The organism is Bacillus sp. FSL K6-2865, from assembly GCF_040311405.1.
GTDB classification, from domain to species: Bacteria; Bacillota; Bacilli; order Bacillales; family Bacillaceae; genus Bacillus; species Bacillus velezensis.
The window spans coordinates 2,686,751-2,703,170 of record NZ_CP152036.1 but is presented as its reverse complement, the minus strand read 5'-3'; the positions used below and the strand labels follow the sequence as shown (position 1 = coordinate 2,703,170).

Annotated in this window: 18 protein-coding genes and 2 pseudogenes; 17 read left to right on the top strand and 3 right to left on the bottom strand. The window is 45.7% G+C overall.

Annotated elements, in window-relative coordinates:
* Positions 1-251: 251 nt before the first annotated feature.
* Genes NYE42_RS13255 through NYE42_RS13220 form a run of 8 tightly spaced genes read left to right on the top strand, consistent with a single transcriptional unit; the run spans position 252 to position 5,257 of the window.
* Positions 252-770, top strand: coding sequence for a YqeG family HAD IIIA-type phosphatase (locus tag NYE42_RS13255; protein ID WP_007408254.1), 519 nt, complete (start codon positions 252-254; stop codon positions 768-770).
* Between the two features lie 2 nt (positions 771-772).
* Positions 773-1,873 carry a ribosome biogenesis GTPase YqeH gene (gene yqeH / locus NYE42_RS13250; RefSeq protein WP_033574151.1) on the top strand — a complete coding sequence of 367 codons (1,101 nt, stop codon included), beginning with the start codon at positions 773-775 and terminating at the stop codon, positions 1,871-1,873.
* Positions 1,874-1,892: 19 nt separating this feature from the next.
* Entirely contained in the window at positions 1,893-2,735 is an 843-nt protein-coding gene (gene aroE / locus NYE42_RS13245; protein ID WP_352426508.1) for a shikimate dehydrogenase, read from the top strand.
* Positions 2,729-3,019 carry a ribosome assembly RNA-binding protein YhbY gene (yhbY, locus tag NYE42_RS13240; RefSeq protein WP_003152858.1) on the top strand — a complete coding sequence of 97 codons (291 nt, stop codon included), beginning with the start codon at positions 2,729-2,731 and terminating at the stop codon, positions 3,017-3,019. The genes aroE and yhbY overlap by 7 nt, the downstream gene beginning before the upstream one ends.
* A 10-nt stretch (positions 3,020-3,029) precedes the next feature.
* On the top strand, positions 3,030-3,599 hold the full coding sequence (locus NYE42_RS13235; protein ID WP_007408258.1) for a nicotinate-nucleotide adenylyltransferase: 570 nt from the start codon (positions 3,030-3,032) through the stop codon (positions 3,597-3,599).
* Positions 3,589-4,149 carry a bis(5'-nucleosyl)-tetraphosphatase (symmetrical) YqeK gene (gene yqeK / locus NYE42_RS13230; RefSeq protein ID WP_014418422.1) on the top strand — a complete coding sequence of 187 codons (561 nt, stop codon included), beginning with the start codon at positions 3,589-3,591 and terminating at the stop codon, positions 4,147-4,149. Before NYE42_RS13235 ends, yqeK begins: the two co-directional genes overlap by 11 nt.
* A gap of 17 nt (positions 4,150-4,166) precedes the next feature.
* Positions 4,167-4,523, top strand: coding sequence for a ribosome silencing factor (rsfS, locus tag NYE42_RS13225; protein ID WP_007408260.1), 357 nt, complete (start codon positions 4,167-4,169; stop codon positions 4,521-4,523).
* Positions 4,520-5,257: a class I SAM-dependent methyltransferase gene (locus tag NYE42_RS13220; RefSeq protein WP_015417856.1), complete on the top strand. Its 738-nt coding sequence runs from the start codon at positions 4,520-4,522 to the stop codon at positions 5,255-5,257. The genes rsfS and NYE42_RS13220 overlap by 4 nt, the downstream gene beginning before the upstream one ends.
* Before the next feature lie 68 nt (positions 5,258-5,325).
* Here the strand turns inward: NYE42_RS13220 and comER are convergent, their stop codons facing one another.
* The gene (gene comER / locus NYE42_RS13215; protein WP_039254409.1) at positions 5,326-6,147 is read right to left on the bottom strand and encodes a late competence protein ComER; all 822 of its coding nucleotides are present in this window, start codon (positions 6,145-6,147) and stop codon (positions 5,326-5,328) included.
* 58 nt (positions 6,148-6,205) lie between these two features.
* Here comER and NYE42_RS13210 point away from each other — a divergent pair, with 58 nt between their 5' ends.
* From NYE42_RS13210 to NYE42_RS13200, 3 genes are all read left to right on the top strand, one after another.
* On the top strand, positions 6,206-6,820 hold the full coding sequence (locus tag NYE42_RS13210) for a helix-hairpin-helix domain-containing protein (protein WP_020956097.1): 615 nt from the start codon (positions 6,206-6,208) through the stop codon (positions 6,818-6,820).
* Between the two features lie 66 nt (positions 6,821-6,886).
* Positions 6,887-7,456 (top strand): ComE operon protein 2, encoded by a 570-nt coding sequence (locus NYE42_RS13205; RefSeq protein ID WP_007408264.1) that lies wholly within the window; start codon positions 6,887-6,889, stop codon positions 7,454-7,456.
* Positions 7,457-9,808, top strand: coding sequence for a DNA internalization-related competence protein ComEC/Rec2 (locus NYE42_RS13200; RefSeq protein WP_342496992.1), 2,352 nt, complete (start codon positions 7,457-7,459; stop codon positions 9,806-9,808).
* Between the two features lie 18 nt (positions 9,809-9,826).
* On the opposite strand, the gene NYE42_RS13195 is transcribed toward NYE42_RS13200, so the two are convergent.
* Positions 9,827-9,961 (bottom strand): YqzM family protein, encoded by a 135-nt coding sequence (locus NYE42_RS13195; protein WP_003152870.1) that lies wholly within the window; start codon positions 9,959-9,961, stop codon positions 9,827-9,829.
* Between the two features lie 40 nt (positions 9,962-10,001).
* Between NYE42_RS13195 and NYE42_RS13190 the strand changes: the two are divergent.
* Together NYE42_RS13190 and holA are read left to right on the top strand one after the other, a co-directional pair.
* A pseudogene (locus tag NYE42_RS13190) lies at positions 10,002-10,153 on the top strand (hypothetical protein).
* A gap of 39 nt (positions 10,154-10,192) precedes the next feature.
* Positions 10,193-11,234: pseudogene (holA, locus tag NYE42_RS13185) on the top strand (DNA polymerase III subunit delta).
* Between the two features lie 16 nt (positions 11,235-11,250).
* Here the strand turns inward: holA and rpsT are convergent.
* The gene (rpsT, locus tag NYE42_RS13180; protein WP_003152876.1) at positions 11,251-11,517 is read right to left on the bottom strand and encodes a 30S ribosomal protein S20; all 267 of its coding nucleotides are present in this window, start codon (positions 11,515-11,517) and stop codon (positions 11,251-11,253) included.
* A 202-nt stretch (positions 11,518-11,719) separates the two neighbouring features.
* Between rpsT and gpr the strand changes: the two genes are divergently transcribed.
* The 4 genes from gpr to lepA all read left to right on the top strand — a co-directional run bounded on the left by gpr (position 11,720) and on the right by lepA (position 16,410).
* Entirely contained in the window at positions 11,720-12,826 is a 1,107-nt protein-coding gene (gpr, locus tag NYE42_RS13175; protein WP_007408268.1) for a GPR endopeptidase, read from the top strand.
* Between the two features lie 67 nt (positions 12,827-12,893).
* Positions 12,894-14,087, top strand: a complete 1,194-nt coding sequence (locus NYE42_RS13170; RefSeq protein WP_007612673.1) for a stage II sporulation protein P — start codon at positions 12,894-12,896, stop codon at positions 14,085-14,087.
* A gap of 16 nt (positions 14,088-14,103) precedes the next feature.
* A complete protein-coding gene (locus NYE42_RS13165; protein WP_095352939.1) occupies positions 14,104-14,442 on the top strand; it encodes a YqxA family protein in 339 nt (112 codons plus the stop codon).
* Positions 14,443-14,574: 132 nt separating this feature from the next.
* Positions 14,575-16,410, top strand: a complete 1,836-nt coding sequence (lepA, locus tag NYE42_RS13160; RefSeq protein ID WP_014418416.1) for a translation elongation factor 4 — start codon at positions 14,575-14,577, stop codon at positions 16,408-16,410.
* Positions 16,411-16,420 lie beyond the last annotated feature (10 nt).

Here is a 16,420-nt window from a genome sequence, read left to right as displayed (position 1 = left end):
TAATCTACCATGAAATACAAATAAGAACAATCGTTCTGTTATCCACACTCGTAAGTGGATAACTTGTTAGTATCTTGTTTATAATCTGGATAAATCCGGATGTAATAAGAGTGGATAATGTGTGTAATTTTATCCACAACTGGTGAAGAAACCCAATTTTTGTCGAAATTTTTTTACTGAGTCCGACTTTGTTTTTAAATCTGACAGGTTTCGACATATAGATGATAGAAAGAAAAGGAAGGGTGCGGGTTTTGTTAAAAAAGTTTTTTTTACCTGACGAATTTGTGAAAAATATATTTCATATCACACCGGAAAAGCTCAAAGAACGCAATGTGAAAGGGATTATTACAGACCTTGACAACACGCTTGTGGAGTGGGACAGACCGAGTGCGACACCTCGATTAATCGAGTGGTTTGAAGAAATGAAGGAGCACGGCATTAAAGTCACGATCGTCTCCAATAATAATGAACGAAGAGTGAAATTATTCTCGGAGCCGCTTGGCATACCGTTTATTTATAAGGCAAGAAAGCCGATGGGGCGCGCCTTTAAAAGAGCCGTCAGCAGCATGGATCTGAAAAAAGAAGACTGTGTGGTCATCGGCGATCAGCTGCTTACTGATGTTCTCGGCGGAAACAGAAACGGGTATCATACGATCCTCGTCGTGCCTGTCGCTTCCTCTGACGGAGTCATGACGCGCTTTAACCGCCGGATTGAACGGAGAATATTGAGTTCTTTGAAACGTAAAGGCCATATTCAGTGGGAGGATTAGAAATGGAAAAGGTTGTTTGCATCGGCTGCGGAGTAACGATCCAGACCGAGGATAAACAAGGTCTCGGATACGCGCCAAAGGCATCTCTCACAAAGGAGAATGTCATCTGCCAGCGCTGCTTCAGACTGAAAAATTACAATGAAATTCAAGATGTTTCATTAACGGATGATGACTTTTTAAATATCTTGCACACAATCGGCGATACTGACTCTCTTATTGTCAAAGTCGTTGATATTTTTGATTTTAACGGAAGCTGGATAAACGGGCTGAACCGCTTTGTCGGCGGTAATCCGATCATTCTTGTCGGTAATAAGGCCGATATCCTGCCGAAATCCGTAAAACGGGAACGGCTCGTTCAATGGATGAAACGCGAAGCGAAAGAATACGGCTTAAAACCCCTTGATGTCTTTTTAATCAGCGCTTCCCGCGGACAAGGGATGAAAGAAGTCATTGACGCCATTGAACATTACCGCGAAGGGCGCGATGTGTATGTGGTGGGCTGTACCAATGTCGGCAAATCCACATTTATCAACCGGATTATTAAAGAGGTCTCAGGGGAAGAGAATATTATTACCACCTCTCAATTTCCGGGCACGACGCTTGACGCGATTGAAATCCCGCTCGATGACGGATCTGCGCTTTATGATACGCCGGGAATCATTAACCATCACCAGATGGCGCATTACGTGGACAAGCGTGACTTAAAGGTGCTGACACCGAAAAAAGAACTGAAGCCGCGCACTTTTCAACTGAATGAAAAACAAACGCTTTATTTCGGCGGGCTTGCCCGGTTTGACTATGTATCAGGCGATAAAACGGCGTTTGTCTGCTATATGCCGAATGAATTGATGATTCACAGAACAAAGCTTGAAAATGCTGATGCCTTATACGAAAAGCATGCGGGAGAACTGCTTACCCCGCCCGGAAAAGATCATTTGGATGAATTTCCGGAGCTTACACCCCATACGTTTTCGATTAAAGAAGGAAAGACGGATATCGTTTTTTCCGGTCTCGGCTGGGTCACGGTGCAGCAAGCAGATAAAAAAATAACGGCATACGCTCCGAAAGGCGTACACGTATTTGTCCGCCGTTCATTAATATAGAGAGAAGGGGAGAGGGAGCATGAAACAATTGTACGGAGTAATCGGAAATCCGATCGGGCATTCAATGTCACCCGATATTCATAACGCGGCTTTGCTAGATAAGAACATCAACGGGCAGTATTTTGCGTTTCAGGTGGAACCTCATCATCTCAAGGACGCCGTTAACGGAATCAAGGCGCTTGGCATCTGCGGAGTGAACGTCACAGTCCCGCATAAAGTCGCGATCATGGAGCATCTGGATGAAATACATGAAAGCGCGAAAGTACTCGGGGCCGTAAATACCGTCAAAAGAGAGGGAGACAGGCTCATCGGGTATAATACTGACGGAGATGGGTTTTATAAATCCTTAGTCAAAGTATTGGACAAACCGATATCAGAGCTCTCCATCCTTATGATTGGGGCGGGAGGAGCGGCAAGAGCGATTTTTACGACGATCGTCCGCGGAGAGCCGAAACAATTTGACGTTTGCAACCGCACGCCGGAAAAAGCAGAAAATCTGATTGTGGCTGCTCCCTCTTTTCAGCAGAAACGCGCCCTTACTTTAAAAGAAGCTGAAAATCAGCTTGAACAATATGACGTCATTATTCATACAACATCTGTCGGCATGTATCCGAAAACGGATGCCGTGCCGCTCTCATTGGAACGGGCCAAAACGGGCGCCATCGTTTGTGATATCGTATACAACCCGATTCAAACGGCGTTCTTAAAAGAAGCTGAAAAAAGAGGTTTAACAACCCTTGACGGTGTCGGCATGTTTGTGGAACAAGCCGCACTGTCTTTCAAGCTGTGGACGGAACAAGAGCCTGACAGCGGCTTAATGAGAGCAATTGTTGAAGGAAAACTAGGAGGAACACAATGTTAACAGGAAAACAAAAACGGTTTTTGCGTTCAAAAGCGCATCATTTAACGCCTATTTTTCAAGTGGGAAAAGGCGGAGTCAACGAAAACATGGTGAAACAGATTGCCGAGGCTTTAGAAGCAAGAGAGCTAATTAAAGTCAGCGTGCTTCAAAACTGCGAAGACGATAAAAATGATGTCGCAGAAGCCCTTGTGAAAGGCAGCCGCTCACAATTGGTGCAGACGATCGGAAATACGATCGTATTGTATAAGGAATCAAAGGAAAATAAACAAATCGAGCTTCCGTAAGGTGGTTGACATGAAGAAAATCGGAATATTCGGGGGCACATTTGACCCTCCGCACAACGGACATCTTCTGATGGCTAATGAAGTCCTTCATCAGGCGGAGCTCGATGAGATTTGGTTTATGCCCAATAAAATCCCTCCGCATAAGCAGAATGAAGACTTTACAGACAGCCGGCACCGGGTGGAGATGCTGAAGCTTGCCATCAGCTCTAATTCCGGCTTTAAGCTTGAGCTTGCGGAAATGGACCGGAAAGGCCCTTCTTATACCTATGATACCGTCCGTTTACTGAAGGAGCGGCACCCGAACGACAAGCTTTTCTTTATTATCGGAGCGGATATGATTGAATATCTGCCGAAATGGTACAAACTGGACGAACTTCTCACGCTCATTCAATTTATCGGAGTACGGCGCCCGGGGTATCATATTGAGACCCCGTACCCGCTGCTTTTTGCCGACGTTCCGGAATTTGACGTTTCGTCAACGATGCTGAGAGAACGTCTCAAAGCAAAAAAGCCGACGCAATACTTAATGCCGGATAAAGTGAGGCAGTATATAGAGGAGAATGATTTATATGAATCGTGAGGAAGCACTTGCCTGCGTCAAAGAGCAGCTGACCGAGCATCGCTACATCCACACAATCGGCGTGACAGATACGGCGGTTATTCTCGCAGGCCGGTTCGGAGCAGACCCGAAAAAAGCGGAAATGGCGGCTATTTTTCATGATTATGCGAAATTCCGGCCGAAAGAAGAAATGAAGCAGATCATCGTGCGGGAAAAAATGCCGGCTGAGCTCTTGGATTACAATGCCGAGCTGTGGCATGCCCCTGTGGGAGCGTATTTGGCTGAGAAAGAAGCGGGGATCACTGATCCTGAGATCTTGGATGCAATCCGCTATCACACGTCAGGGCGTCCCGGAATGACCCTTTTAGACAAAGTCATTTACGTTGCGGATTACATTGAACCCGGACGCCATTTCCCCGGAGTGGAAGAGGTGCGCCGTCTGGCGGAAACAGATCTGAACGAAGCGCTCATACAAGCAATGAAAAATACAATGATATTTCTGATGAAAAAAAACCAGCCGGTCTTTCCGGAGACGTTTGCAACCTATAATTGGCTGGTGTCTCAAAATTGACAGGAGGAATTTAAAGAATGAATCAAGCTTCCGTATTAAAAATCGCGGCAAAAGCATGCGACGATAAACGTGCAGAAGATATTTTAGCGCTGGACATGGAAGGAATCTCACTTATAGCGGATTACTTTTTAATCTGCCACGGGAATTCTGATAAGCAGGTTCAGGCAATTGCGCGTGAAATTAAAGATCAGGCAGAAGAAAACGGCATTGATGTCAAAAAGATGGAAGGGTTTGATGAGGCCCGCTGGATTTTAGTTGATCTCGGCGACGTCATTGTCCACGTTTTCCATAAAGATGAAAGAAGTTACTACAATCTTGAAAAGCTATGGGGCGACGCGCCGCTCGCAGAGCTTGAACTCGGCTTGAACTCATGATTTACCAAGGCTTCGCCGGCGTATATGACGAGTTAATGTCACATGCGCCGTATGATGAATGGGCGGGCTGGATCGAAGCGTCTCTTCCGGAAAAGGGAAGGGTGCTTGATCTTGCCTGCGGAACCGGAGAAATATCCATCAGGCTTGCTGAAAAAGGCTGCGAAGTCACGGGGATTGATTTGAGTGAAGATATGCTGAGCTGTGCCCAGCAGAAAAAAACGGGAAAGCCGATTCTTTTTCTCCAACAGGATATGAGAGAGCTTTCCGGTTTTGAAGAACAGTTTGATGCCGTTGTCATCTGCTGTGATTCCCTAAATTACTTAAAAACGAAAAATGATGTCTTAAGCACCTTCAAAAGTGTTTTTCAAGTTTTGAAGGAGGGCGGCCTGCTTCTGTTTGACGTCCATTCCCCATTTAAAATGACGGAGCTTTTTCCGGACAGCACCCATGCGGATCAGGATGAGCAGATCAGCTATATCTGGCAAAGCTTTGCCGGCGATGAAGAGCTTTCTGTCATCCATGATATGTCCTTTTTTGTATGGAACGGACAATCTTATGACCGTTATGACGAGACGCATGAGCAAAAAACATTTTACATTGAAGAATATGAACAAATGCTTGCAGAGACCGGATTTGAACTGAAGAAAGTGACGGCCGATTTTACAGACCGGCCTCCTTCAACAGAGTCTGAACGTCTTTTCTTTACGGCAGGCAAACCAAAAACCATCGTTTAAACGGAACGATGGTTTTTAAAATGCATTTTTTGCGATTGGCGCGATAAAGCACTTTATGGCATACTCAGTTACACGTGAAATTGCTTCTTCACTAACGATATATCTTCATCGTATTTGTTATGTGTACGCTGAAAGACACGGTTGAACATATCCTGAACACCGCTTTCGAGAGCCTTCAGTCCTTCTCCGGTGACGCCGCCTTTTACGCATACTTTTTCCTGCAAGGCGGGAAGTGTGTAATGCCCTGTTTCCAGAAGCTTTCCGAGACCGACAAGCATTTCCGTCGACATAATCACGGCTTCTTCTTTGGTGATGTCCGTTTCTTCCACTGCCGCGTCAATAAAGCGTTGAACGAGATAACTCATAAAAGCGGGCCCGCAGCTGACAATGTCTGACGCCGCTCTTGTAATGCCGCTGCTGATTTCTACAGGTTTTGAAATATGAGTGAACAGCGTTTGAATATCCGCTTTTGCAGCCTCGCTGCAGCTTTTGCCGAACGTAACAAGCGAGACGCCGGCCAAGGCGCGGTTCGTAATGCTCGGAATGACGCGGGCCGTCTGACACGGAACCGTATGTTCAATCTGATCCGTCTGAACGGGGCTGGTAATGGAGATTAAAATGTGATCTTTCCGTAAATGCGGTGTGAGTTTTTTCAGCAAAGGATATATATCCAGCGGTTTTACACAAATGAATATTATTTCATTATCCTGTACGAGCTTTTCCTGATCCTCGGTGACATGGATGCCGCTGAAACGTTCTTTTAGTTTTAATGCTTTTTCGATTGTTCTGTTTGTGATGGTGATATGTGAGGGATCGGCAGCGTTTGATTCGATAAACGATTCAATCAGGATCGTTCCCATGTTTCCGGTGCCGATAAAGCCTATTTTCAATGAATTCCCCTCCTTTTTCCCTTAATCCTCTAAACCTTATGCGGGGAGGCAATGCAATATGACGAAAGCGATGATGACGGAGCGGCTGCGGCGGAACCTGAAAATTCTGGGCGCTTGTCTTGTAGCAGGGGCGGTTTTTATCTGCATTTGGCTGTTTCGTTCTGAAAAGGAAGAGCCGGTCAAACAGCAGTCCGTGCTCGGCCAAACAGCCTCAGCATCCGTCGCGGACAAAAAAGACACCGCAGACGACAAGATTATGATTGATGTGAAAGGCGCGGTCCGAAATCCCGGCGTGTATGAAATGAAAGCGGGAGACAGAGTGACGCAAGCCATTGAAAAAGCCGGCGGCCTGAAGAAAAAGGCGGATGAATTGAATGTTAATTTAGCAGAGCAGCTGCAGGACGGGACGATTGTTTATATTCCGAGTGAAGGCGAAGAGGAGAATCGCCCGAAAACAGCGGCGGGTGAAAAGGAGAATGCAGCTGTCAATATCAATACGGCATCTCTGGACGAACTTCAGGCGATTTCCGGGGTGGGGCAGAAAAAAGCGGAAGCGATTATCGCTTACCGAGAAGAAAAAGGACGGTTTCAGACTGCTGAAGATTTGATGAATGTATCAGGCTTTGGAGAGAAGTCATTTGAGCGGATAAAAACTTCCATTACGGTAAAGTGAATTGACGGTTCTGCTTAAATCTATGTAAACTTAGAAAAGCAACAAGACTTTTTGGAGGGAACACTTGTGGAACGAATCTCATGGAATCAATATTTTATGGCGCAAAGCCATTTGCTGGCGCTGAGAAGCACATGTCCGAGACTGTCAGTCGGGGCAACCATAGTCAGAGATAAGCGTATGATTGCCGGCGGATACAACGGCTCAATCGCCGGCGGCGTCCATTGCGCTGATGAAGGATGCCTTTTAATAGATAATCATTGCCAGCGGACCATACATGCAGAGATGAATGCGATTCTGCAATGTTCTAAGTTCGGTGTTCCGACGGAAGGCGCCGAAATTTATGTGACGCATTATCCTTGTATTCAATGCTGCAAATCAATTATCCAGGCAGGCATCAAAACGGTCTATTATGCCGAAGATTACAAAACACAGCCTTATGCAAAAGAGCTGTTCAGCCAAGCCGGAGTCAAGGTGGAGCAGGTCGAACTTGATGAGATGATCATCGATCTGAAAAACCGTGAAAAATTGTCTTTTGTAGCAGGTCTGATTCAGCAATTATCTGATGCGGGGGTTAAGGCAGATGAACTGAAAAAAATTCATGAACAGGCCAATGAGCTGTTTACCAGTTACGTATAAATGAAATATAAATACCTTCTTCTGCCTCTGGCGGCGGTTTCTGCAACTGCGGGAATTGCCGCCGCTCATGTCTTCTGGGTTCTGCTCCTTTTTCTTCTGTATCTTCTCTTTATTATTGTAAAAACAAAGCAGTATGCTCCGGTTATCGTCTGCCTCGTTTCTTTTTGTCTTTATTTCTTTCTTTATACGGTTTGTGACGCTGCGAATGTAACGCGCTATCAGGCCGGCAGTTATACTGAACAGGCCGTCATCACTAATATTCCGAAGGTTGACGGAGCGAAAATGTCAGCTGTTATCCGTACACATGACAAGGAAAAATGGGCGGCTTCGTACAAAATCCGTTCTCTTGAGGAAAAAAGACTCATTGAACAGCTTGAACCGGGGATGCGCTGCACGTTTACAGGCTCTCTGGAACAGCCTGCACATGCGACGGTTCCCGGAGGTTTTGATTATAAGGAATATCTTTACTCTCAGCAGATTCACTGGTTATTTTCCGTGACTTCCATTGAGCAGTGTGAAAAATCCAAACAGCCGCTGTTTAAACTGCTGAACATCAGAAAAAATTTGATTTCGATCATTCGGAATCACGTGCCTGAATCTTCCGCCGGAATTGTTGAAGCGCTGACCTTAGGTGAAAGATTTTCTATAGAGGACGATATACTGAGTGCGTATCAAAATTTGGGAGTCGTTCATTTAATGGCGATTTCCGGAATGCATGTCGGTCTTATTACGGCGGGATTATTTTATGCTCTGATCAGAATCGGGCTGACAAGAGAAAAGGCGGGAATTTTGCTGCTGCTGTTTTTGCCGGTGTATACGCTGCTGAGCGGTGCCGCCCCATCCGTATTGCGCGCATCCCTCATGCTGGGGTTTTATATCGCCGGAACTCTTGTTAAACGCGGCATTCATTCCTCTGCTGCATTGTCCCTGTCTTATCTGCTGCTTCTGCTGTTTAATCCTTACTTCCTTTGGCAGGCGGGCTTCCAGCTTTCCTTTGCGGTAAGCGCCTCTTTAATTCTGTCATCCTCCATTTTAAAGAAAGCAGGGGAAAGCAGACTTGCCGGGCTTGCGATGGCTTCATTCATTGCGGAGCTCAGCTCACTTCCGTTTCTTCTCTATCATTTTCAGCAGATTTCACTTGTCAGTTTTCCGATGAATATGGTGATGGTGCCTTTTTATACGTTATTTGTCATTCCGGTTTCTGTCATCGGTTTCCTTCTTCTTTTACTCTCAAGGCAGATGGGAGAATGTTTGTTTGGTATGTTTGACCTTGTGATGAAGCCTGTGCATGATTTCATTACATATGCGGCATCCGTTGATTTATTTACTATGATTGTGTCAAAGCCTGACTTTCTTTCCCTTCTTCTGCTTGCGGTTTCCGTTTTTACGCTTTTTGCGGCTTTGGAAAAGGGAGGTTTTTTAAAACTCAGGAAATCGGCTCTTTTTTTCTGCGCGGTTTTGGCTTATTTAATATGCCGTCCGTATTTCAGTCCATGGGGAGAAGCGGATATGCTTGATATCGGGCAGGGAGACTCACTGTTTATAAGCGCGCCGCACCGCAAAGGGACCGTAATGGTTGATACAGGGGGAGTGATTGCTTATCCCGGAGAATCATGGAAAGAAAAACGCCACCCGTATTCTATCGGCGAGAAGGTTTTGATTCCGTTTTTAAACGGAAAAGGGGTGAAAAAGCTGGATGCACTGATTTTAACCCATGCGGATCAAGATCACATCGGGGAAGCCGGAGTGTTAATCAAAAATCATAGAGTCAAACGGTTAATTGTCCCCGTAGGATTCGTAAAAGAACCGAAAGATCAGAACATATTAAATATGGCGAAAGAAAACAACATTCCCGTTGCCGAAGCAAAGCGGGGCGACACCATTACAGCCGGAGATCTTCAGTTTCAGGTGCTGTCTCCGGAGTCGTCTGACGGAAGGAGTAAAAATGATTCGTCACTGGTGCTTTGGACGGTTTTTGGCGGAGTGAGCTGGCTTTTGACGGGAGATTTAGAATCGGACGGCGAAACGGAAGTCCTGAAAACGTATCCGAATCTGAAGGCTGATATATTGAAGGCGGGTCATCACGGCAGCAAAAGCTCAACGAGTGAAGCCTTTTTGAAGCAGCTTCAGCCGGAAGCAGCGCTGATTTCAGCAGGAAAAGAGAATCGATACCATCATCCGCATGAAGAAGTGCTGGATCGTTTGAAGGCGTACTCTGTCAATGTGCTTCGCACCGATATCAGCGGAACGATTCAATACAGATTTAAAAAAGGCGCCGGAACGTTTTCCGTCTTCCCTCCATATGATATAGAAGAAACCAGGGCGCAAGAAGTAAAAAAGACTGCCGATTGACAGCAGCCCGGAATGCGGCTAAGAGCCGATAAGATGGATGGCTGTTGCCATCACGAACAAAAAGGCGAAAAATCCGAAGGACACGACAAAACCGACAGCTGAGTCAACAGCATCATTTCGTTTGCTTTGAACGTTTTTTTCAAAATCATTCAATTTCATCCCTCCTGACTTCCCTAAGTATACTGGAATTGTTTTGAAAAATCTAGAAGTGATGGTAACGTTTTCTGTTCTTGTGATTATCGCCTTTTTACAAGCAGACCCGGGAGCTTGTGAATCAGGCGTTTATTATAAATGAGGAAGCTGTCCTTAAAGCTTCCTCTTTACTATTTGCCAAACTCAATTTAGGATAGAAGGGGATCAAGAAAGAGAGGAAGTCATACGATCATGGTATTTGATGTTTGGAAAGCCCTGAAAAAAGGGGATGTCCGCTCCGTTTATTGCTTATACGGAAAAGAAACGTATCTGCTCCAAGAAACTGTCAGCCGGATTAGACAAGCTGTCGTTGATGAGGAGACTAAGGATTTTAACCTGTCTGTTTTTGATCTTGAAGAGGATCCGCTTGACCAGGCCGTAACCGATGCGGAAACGTTTCCGTTTATGGGAGAGAAGCGGCTGGTCATCGTAAAAAATCCGTCTTTTTTAACAGGGGAAAAAAAGAAAGAAAAAATAGAGCATAATACAGCCGCTCTGGAGACTTATCTGAAGGAGCCTGCACCTTACACGGTCTTTGTGATTGTGGCTCCGTATGAGAAACTGGACGAACGGAAAAAGCTGACGAAAGCGCTGAAGCAAAAAGCCCTTATGATTGAAGCTAAGGAGCTGAATGCAAAGGAGACAACTGATTTTACGATTAATCTGGCGAAATCCGAAAATAAAATGATCGATACAGAAGCTGCCGAGCATTTGGTTCTGCTTGCAAACGGCCATCTGTCATCCATATATCAGGAAATACAAAAACTCTCTGCCTACACCGGTGACAGACATGAGATCACACTTGAAGATGTCCGGGAGCTCGTCGCAAGAAGTTTGGAGCAGAATATTTTTGAGCTGATCAACAAAATCGTGAACCGAAAACGGACGGAAAGTCTTCAAATATTTTATGATCTTTTAAAACAAAACGAAGAACCGATCAAAATTATGGCGCTGATCGCCAACCAATTCCGTCTGATTATGCAGACAAAGTATTTTGCGGGACAAGGATACGGCCAAAAGCAAATCGCTTCCAACTTAAAGGTGCACCCCTTCCGGGTAAAACTGGCGATGGATCAGGCGACGCTTTTTTCTGAAGAAGAGCTGCGGCGTATTATAGAAAGACTCGCAGTGATGGATTATGAAATGAAAACGGGGAAAAAGGACAAGCAGCTCTTGCTGGAGCTCTTTCTCCTTGAGCTTCTCCGGACTGAATGAAAAAAACGATCCCCTTTAAAGGGATCGTTTTTGTATTATGCAGAAAGTCCGTTCACTTGTTTCGCAAGTCTAGATTTGTATCGAGCTGCGGCATTTTTGTGTACAAGACCTGTTTTCACTGCTTTATCAATGCGTTTCGCTGCTTCAGAAAGAGCAGTTTTCGCTTTATCCGCTTCGTTGTTAGCAACAGAAGCTTCAACTTGTTTGATTGCAGTACGCATAGCAGATTTGATTGTCGCGTTATGAGCGCGGCGTTCGTTGTTTGTTTTTGTACGTTTAATCGCTGATTTAATGTTTGGCATGTGTTTCACCTCCTAAGATACAACCTGTAGCACAGTGTCTTAAGGTTAAATCTTCTTCACAATAGAACAAATTGTATTCTATCAAACAGAACTTTAGATTGCAATATAAATGTAAAGTATTTTTCGTTGATGGGTAAATTCGCATGATTCGTTTTGTAAATGGCCACACTATGTACCACGATGATTGAAGGAGGTCTTCCCTGTGAAAAACAACGAACTGGATGTCAATCAATTTCTGATACGGACGGATTTAGCGGTAGAAACGAAACAGGCGGTAAAAGACGGACAAGCCGGTCAGAAAAAAGAAATAAACGGGTTTATTGAAAAAGAACGCGACAAGGGCGGCATTAAAGTCAGAACCGTCGATATTACCAAAGAAGGCGCCGAGCTATCGGGGAAAAAGCAGGGACGCTATGTCACGATCGAGGCTCAAGGGGTTCGGGAACACGACTCTGACATGCAGGAAAAAGTAACGGAAGTGTTTGCCGAGGAATTTTCCGCCTATCTGTCGGCATTAAAGATTCCAAAGGATGCAAGCTGTTTGATCGTCGGTCTGGGCAACTGGAATGTGACGCCGGATGCGCTCGGCCCTCTCGTGACCGAAAACCTTCTTGTGACAAGGCATCTGTTCAGGCTTCAGCCGGAAAACGTGCAAGAAGGGTACAGGCCGGTCAGCGCGCTTGCTCCCGGTGTGATGGGATTAACGGGAATTGAAACGAGCGATATTATTCAAGGTGTGATCAAAGAATCAAAGCCGGATTTTGTGATCGCGGTAGACGCTCTTGCGGCCAGAGCCGTTGAAAGGGTGAACACGACCATCCAATTTTCTGATACGGGCATTCACCCGGGATCAGGCGTCGGCAATAAGAGAAAAGAATTAAGCAAGGAAACGCTCGGCATTCCCGTCATCGCAATCGGGGTACCGACTGTCGTTGATGCGGTTACGATCGCAAGCGATACGGTGGATTATATATTAAAACATTTCGGAAGAGAGATGAAAGATGACAGCCCGTCAAGATCTCTGGTGCCCGCCGGAATGAACTTCGGCAAAAAGAAGGTGCTGACAGACGAAGACCTTCCCGGAGAAAAAGAACGCCAATCCTTTCTCGGTATTGTCGGCACGCTGGACGAAAACGAAAAACGCCAGCTGATTCACGAAGTGCTTTCTCCGCTCGGCCATAATCTGATGGTCACGCCGAAGGAGATTGACACCTTTATTGATGATATGGCGAACGTACTTGCAAACGGGTTAAACACCGCCCTTCATGAAAAAGTGTCACAAGATAACAAAGGTTCTTATAATCATTAAAATGGTTCTACCTCCTCTAGCTTGTTCATAGAGTAATTACTAGACAAGCGCTGGAGGGATTCAAATCATGAGAAAAAAACGCAGAAACCGTCAAATTGTCGTTGCAGTAAACGGTGGAAATGCGCTCAAGGGCATGTTTTTGTTTATGACAAGCCTTATCGTTATTTTCGTATTATCGGGTGTGCTCACATCGCTTCGCCCTGAACTGAGGCTTTCTTCGGATTCTCTTCACGGAATTGCCGGAGAACTTCCGGGTGACGCGTTTGCACACCTCCTCGGCATGGAAAATCATTATTTCGCCTCAGAGCTTCCTGAAAAAGACTCTTTTCAGCTGTCCCGGCTGTCCTTAAAACTGGCGACAAGCATTAATATGGAAGACCCGCGGAGTTTCTTGGGACGTGAGCTGCCGGGATTTGCCCAATATGATACGGAGATCCTTCTGGCGGGGCAGGGGACGGATTATACGAATATGCCGGCTGAATCTCCGCCGCCGTCAAAGGTGATGGAAAAAGAAAAAGAAGTGAACCTGGCAGAAATTGAAAACAAAACGAAAAAAGAAGAAACGGCGCCGCCGAAACATTCAACAGGCAGCAAAAAAGTCGTTTTTATTTACCACACTCATAATACCGAATCCTATCTTCCTCTGTTAAAGGGGGAAACAAATCCGGATAACGCCCGCCATTCGAAGGCCAATGTCACGCTTGTCGGAGATATGTTCGGAAAAGCGCTTGAAGCGCAAGGTGTAGGAGCGACCGTAGATAAAACCGACATTCAGGCCCGCCTGAACAAAGACGGTTTAAATTATGCGCGAAGCTACGACGAATCAAGGCCGGTCGTAAAAAGCGCGCTCGCCAAAAATAAAAACCTGCAATATACCATAGACATTCACCGGGATTCCCGCCGCAAGAAAAATACGACAGCCGACATCAAAGGAAAAAGCTATGCCAGAGTCGCCATCGTCGTCGGCAAAAAAAGCGCTAATTTTGAAGAAAACTATAAACTCGCAAGTGAACTTCATAAGCTGATGGAGAAAAAATACCCCGGCTTAAGCGTCGGTGTTTTATCAAAAGGCTCTCCGGGAGATAATGGAGTATACAACCAAGATTTAAACGACCGGTCGCTTCTGCTGGAATTCGGGGGCGTGGATAACAATCTTGAAGAACTGAGGCGCGCATCAGATGCCGTGGCCGATGTGTTCAGCGAACTGTACTGGGATGCAGAAAAGGTCAGCTCGCAATCAGGAGAGAAGAAAAAACAATAGAAATCAGGTGATTCGAATGATCCGTTTTACCGGCAAATGCCTGCTGATCGCCATTGTCATGTTTTTCGGCGTATTGTTCGGCATGCAGCAGGCAAACAGCGGAATGCTTGATATGAAAGGATACAAAGACCCTTCCTTAAAAGGAGCATTCACGCTCGGCGGCGGAGAAGGACAGGAAAAAGAAGCTTCCATTTTGGGGCAAACCGTTACGGCGAAAGATCTGGAAGAAAAACAAAAACAGCTGGAACAGGCGGAAACCTTCAACCTGTTTTCAAAAGTCGGAGAAACCCTTTCAAATACCGTGACGGACTCGGCGCAGGCGATGTATGAGTGGGTTTCGAAACTGAACCGTTAGCATTGATGAAGAGAAAAGCGGATGATTCCTTAAAGGAAGCTTTTCTCTTTCTTGTTTTAATTGAATGTTTACAATCCTATTGATATAATCTAAGCTAGTGTATTTTGCGTTTAATAGTAGGAGTGATAGATTGTGACAGATAAAGAAAAGCGTTTAGAGAGGCAGTCAAGAATCCGGAATTTCTCCATCATCGCCCACATAGACCACGGCAAATCGACCTTGGCGGATCGGATTTTAGAAAAAACATCGGCGATCACCCAGCGGGAAATGAAAGAACAATTGCTTGATTCAATGGACCTTGAACGCGAACGGGGAATTACCATCAAATTAAATTCCGTTCAGCTGAAATACAAAGCAAAAGACGGAGAAGAATATATATTTCATCTCATCGACACGCCCGGACACGTCGACTTTACATATGAAGTATCGCGAAGCCTGGCTGCCTGTGAAGGCGCGATTCTCGTTGTTGATGCGGCTCAGGGAATAGAAGCGCAGACATTGGCGAACGTCTATCTGGCGCTTGATAATGATCTTGAGATTCTTCCTGTCATTAATAAAATCGATCTCCCGAGCGCAGAGCCAGAACGTGTGCGTCAAGAGGTTGAGGACGTTATCGGCCTTGACGCTTCAGACGCCGTCCTCGCTTCAGCGAAAGCGGGCATCGGCATCGAAGACATTTTAGAACAGATCGTAGAAAAAGTGCCGGCTCCCGCGGGAGATCCGGAAGCTCCGCTGAAAGCGCTCATCTTTGACTCGCTTTATGACGCGTACCGCGGAGTCGTCGCGTATATCAGAGTCGTAGAAGGAACGGTCAAACCGGGCCAGAAAATTAAAATGATGGCAACCGGAAAAGAGTTTGAAGTGACAGAAGTCGGTGTGTTCACGCCGAAAGCAACTCCGACAGATGAACTGACTGTCGGCGATGTAGGCTTTTTAACTGCTGCGATCAAAAATGTCGGTGACACACGCGTCGGTGACACGATAACAAGCGCGGCCAATCAGGCTGCCGAAGCATTGCCTGGGTATCGCAAGCTGAACCCGATGGTGTATTGCGGTTTGTATCCGATCGATACGGCCAAATACAATGATTTAAGGGAAGCTCTTGAGAAGCTTGAACTGAATGACTCATCGCTTCAATATGAAGCAGAGACATCCCAAGCGCTCGGATTCGGTTTCCGCTGCGGATTTTTAGGTATGCTTCACATGGAAATCATTCAGGAGCGGATTGAGCGTGAGTTTAAAATCGACCTGATCACAACGGCACCGAGTGTTATCTATGATGTGTATATGACAGACGGCGAAAAGGTTGTTGTTGACAACCCGTCCAACATGCCTGACCCACAAAAGATCGAAAGAATCGAGGAGCCGTATGTAAAAGCGACAATGATGGTGCCGAACGATTATGTCGGTGCGGTGATGGAGCTTTGCCAAGGAAAACGCGGCAATTTTATCGACATGCAATATTTAGACGCAAATCGTGTCAGCATTGTCTATGACATGCCATTAGCGGAAATCGTATATGAATTTTTTGATCAGCTGAAATCAAGCACGAAAGGGTACGCGTCCTTTGATTACGAACTGATCGGCTACAAACCGTCTAAACTTGTCAAGATGGACATTATGCTGAACGGAGAAAAAATCGACGCCCTTTCATTTATCGTGCATCGCGATTACGCGTACGAACGCGGAAAAGTAATTGTAGAAAAACTGAAAGAGCTCATTCCGCGCCAGCACTTTGAAGTACCGATTCAAGCGGCGATCGGCCAGAAAATCGTGGCCCGCTCTACCATTAAAGCGATGCGTAAAAACGTATTGGCTAAATGTTACGGCGGAGACATCTCGCGGAAACGGAAGCTTCTTGAAAAACAAAAAGAAGGAAAACGCCGGATGAAGCAGGTCGGCTCAGTAGAAGTGCCGCAGGAAGCGTTTATGGCCGTTCTTAAAATGGATGACAGCCCGAAAAAATAACGGAAGCCGC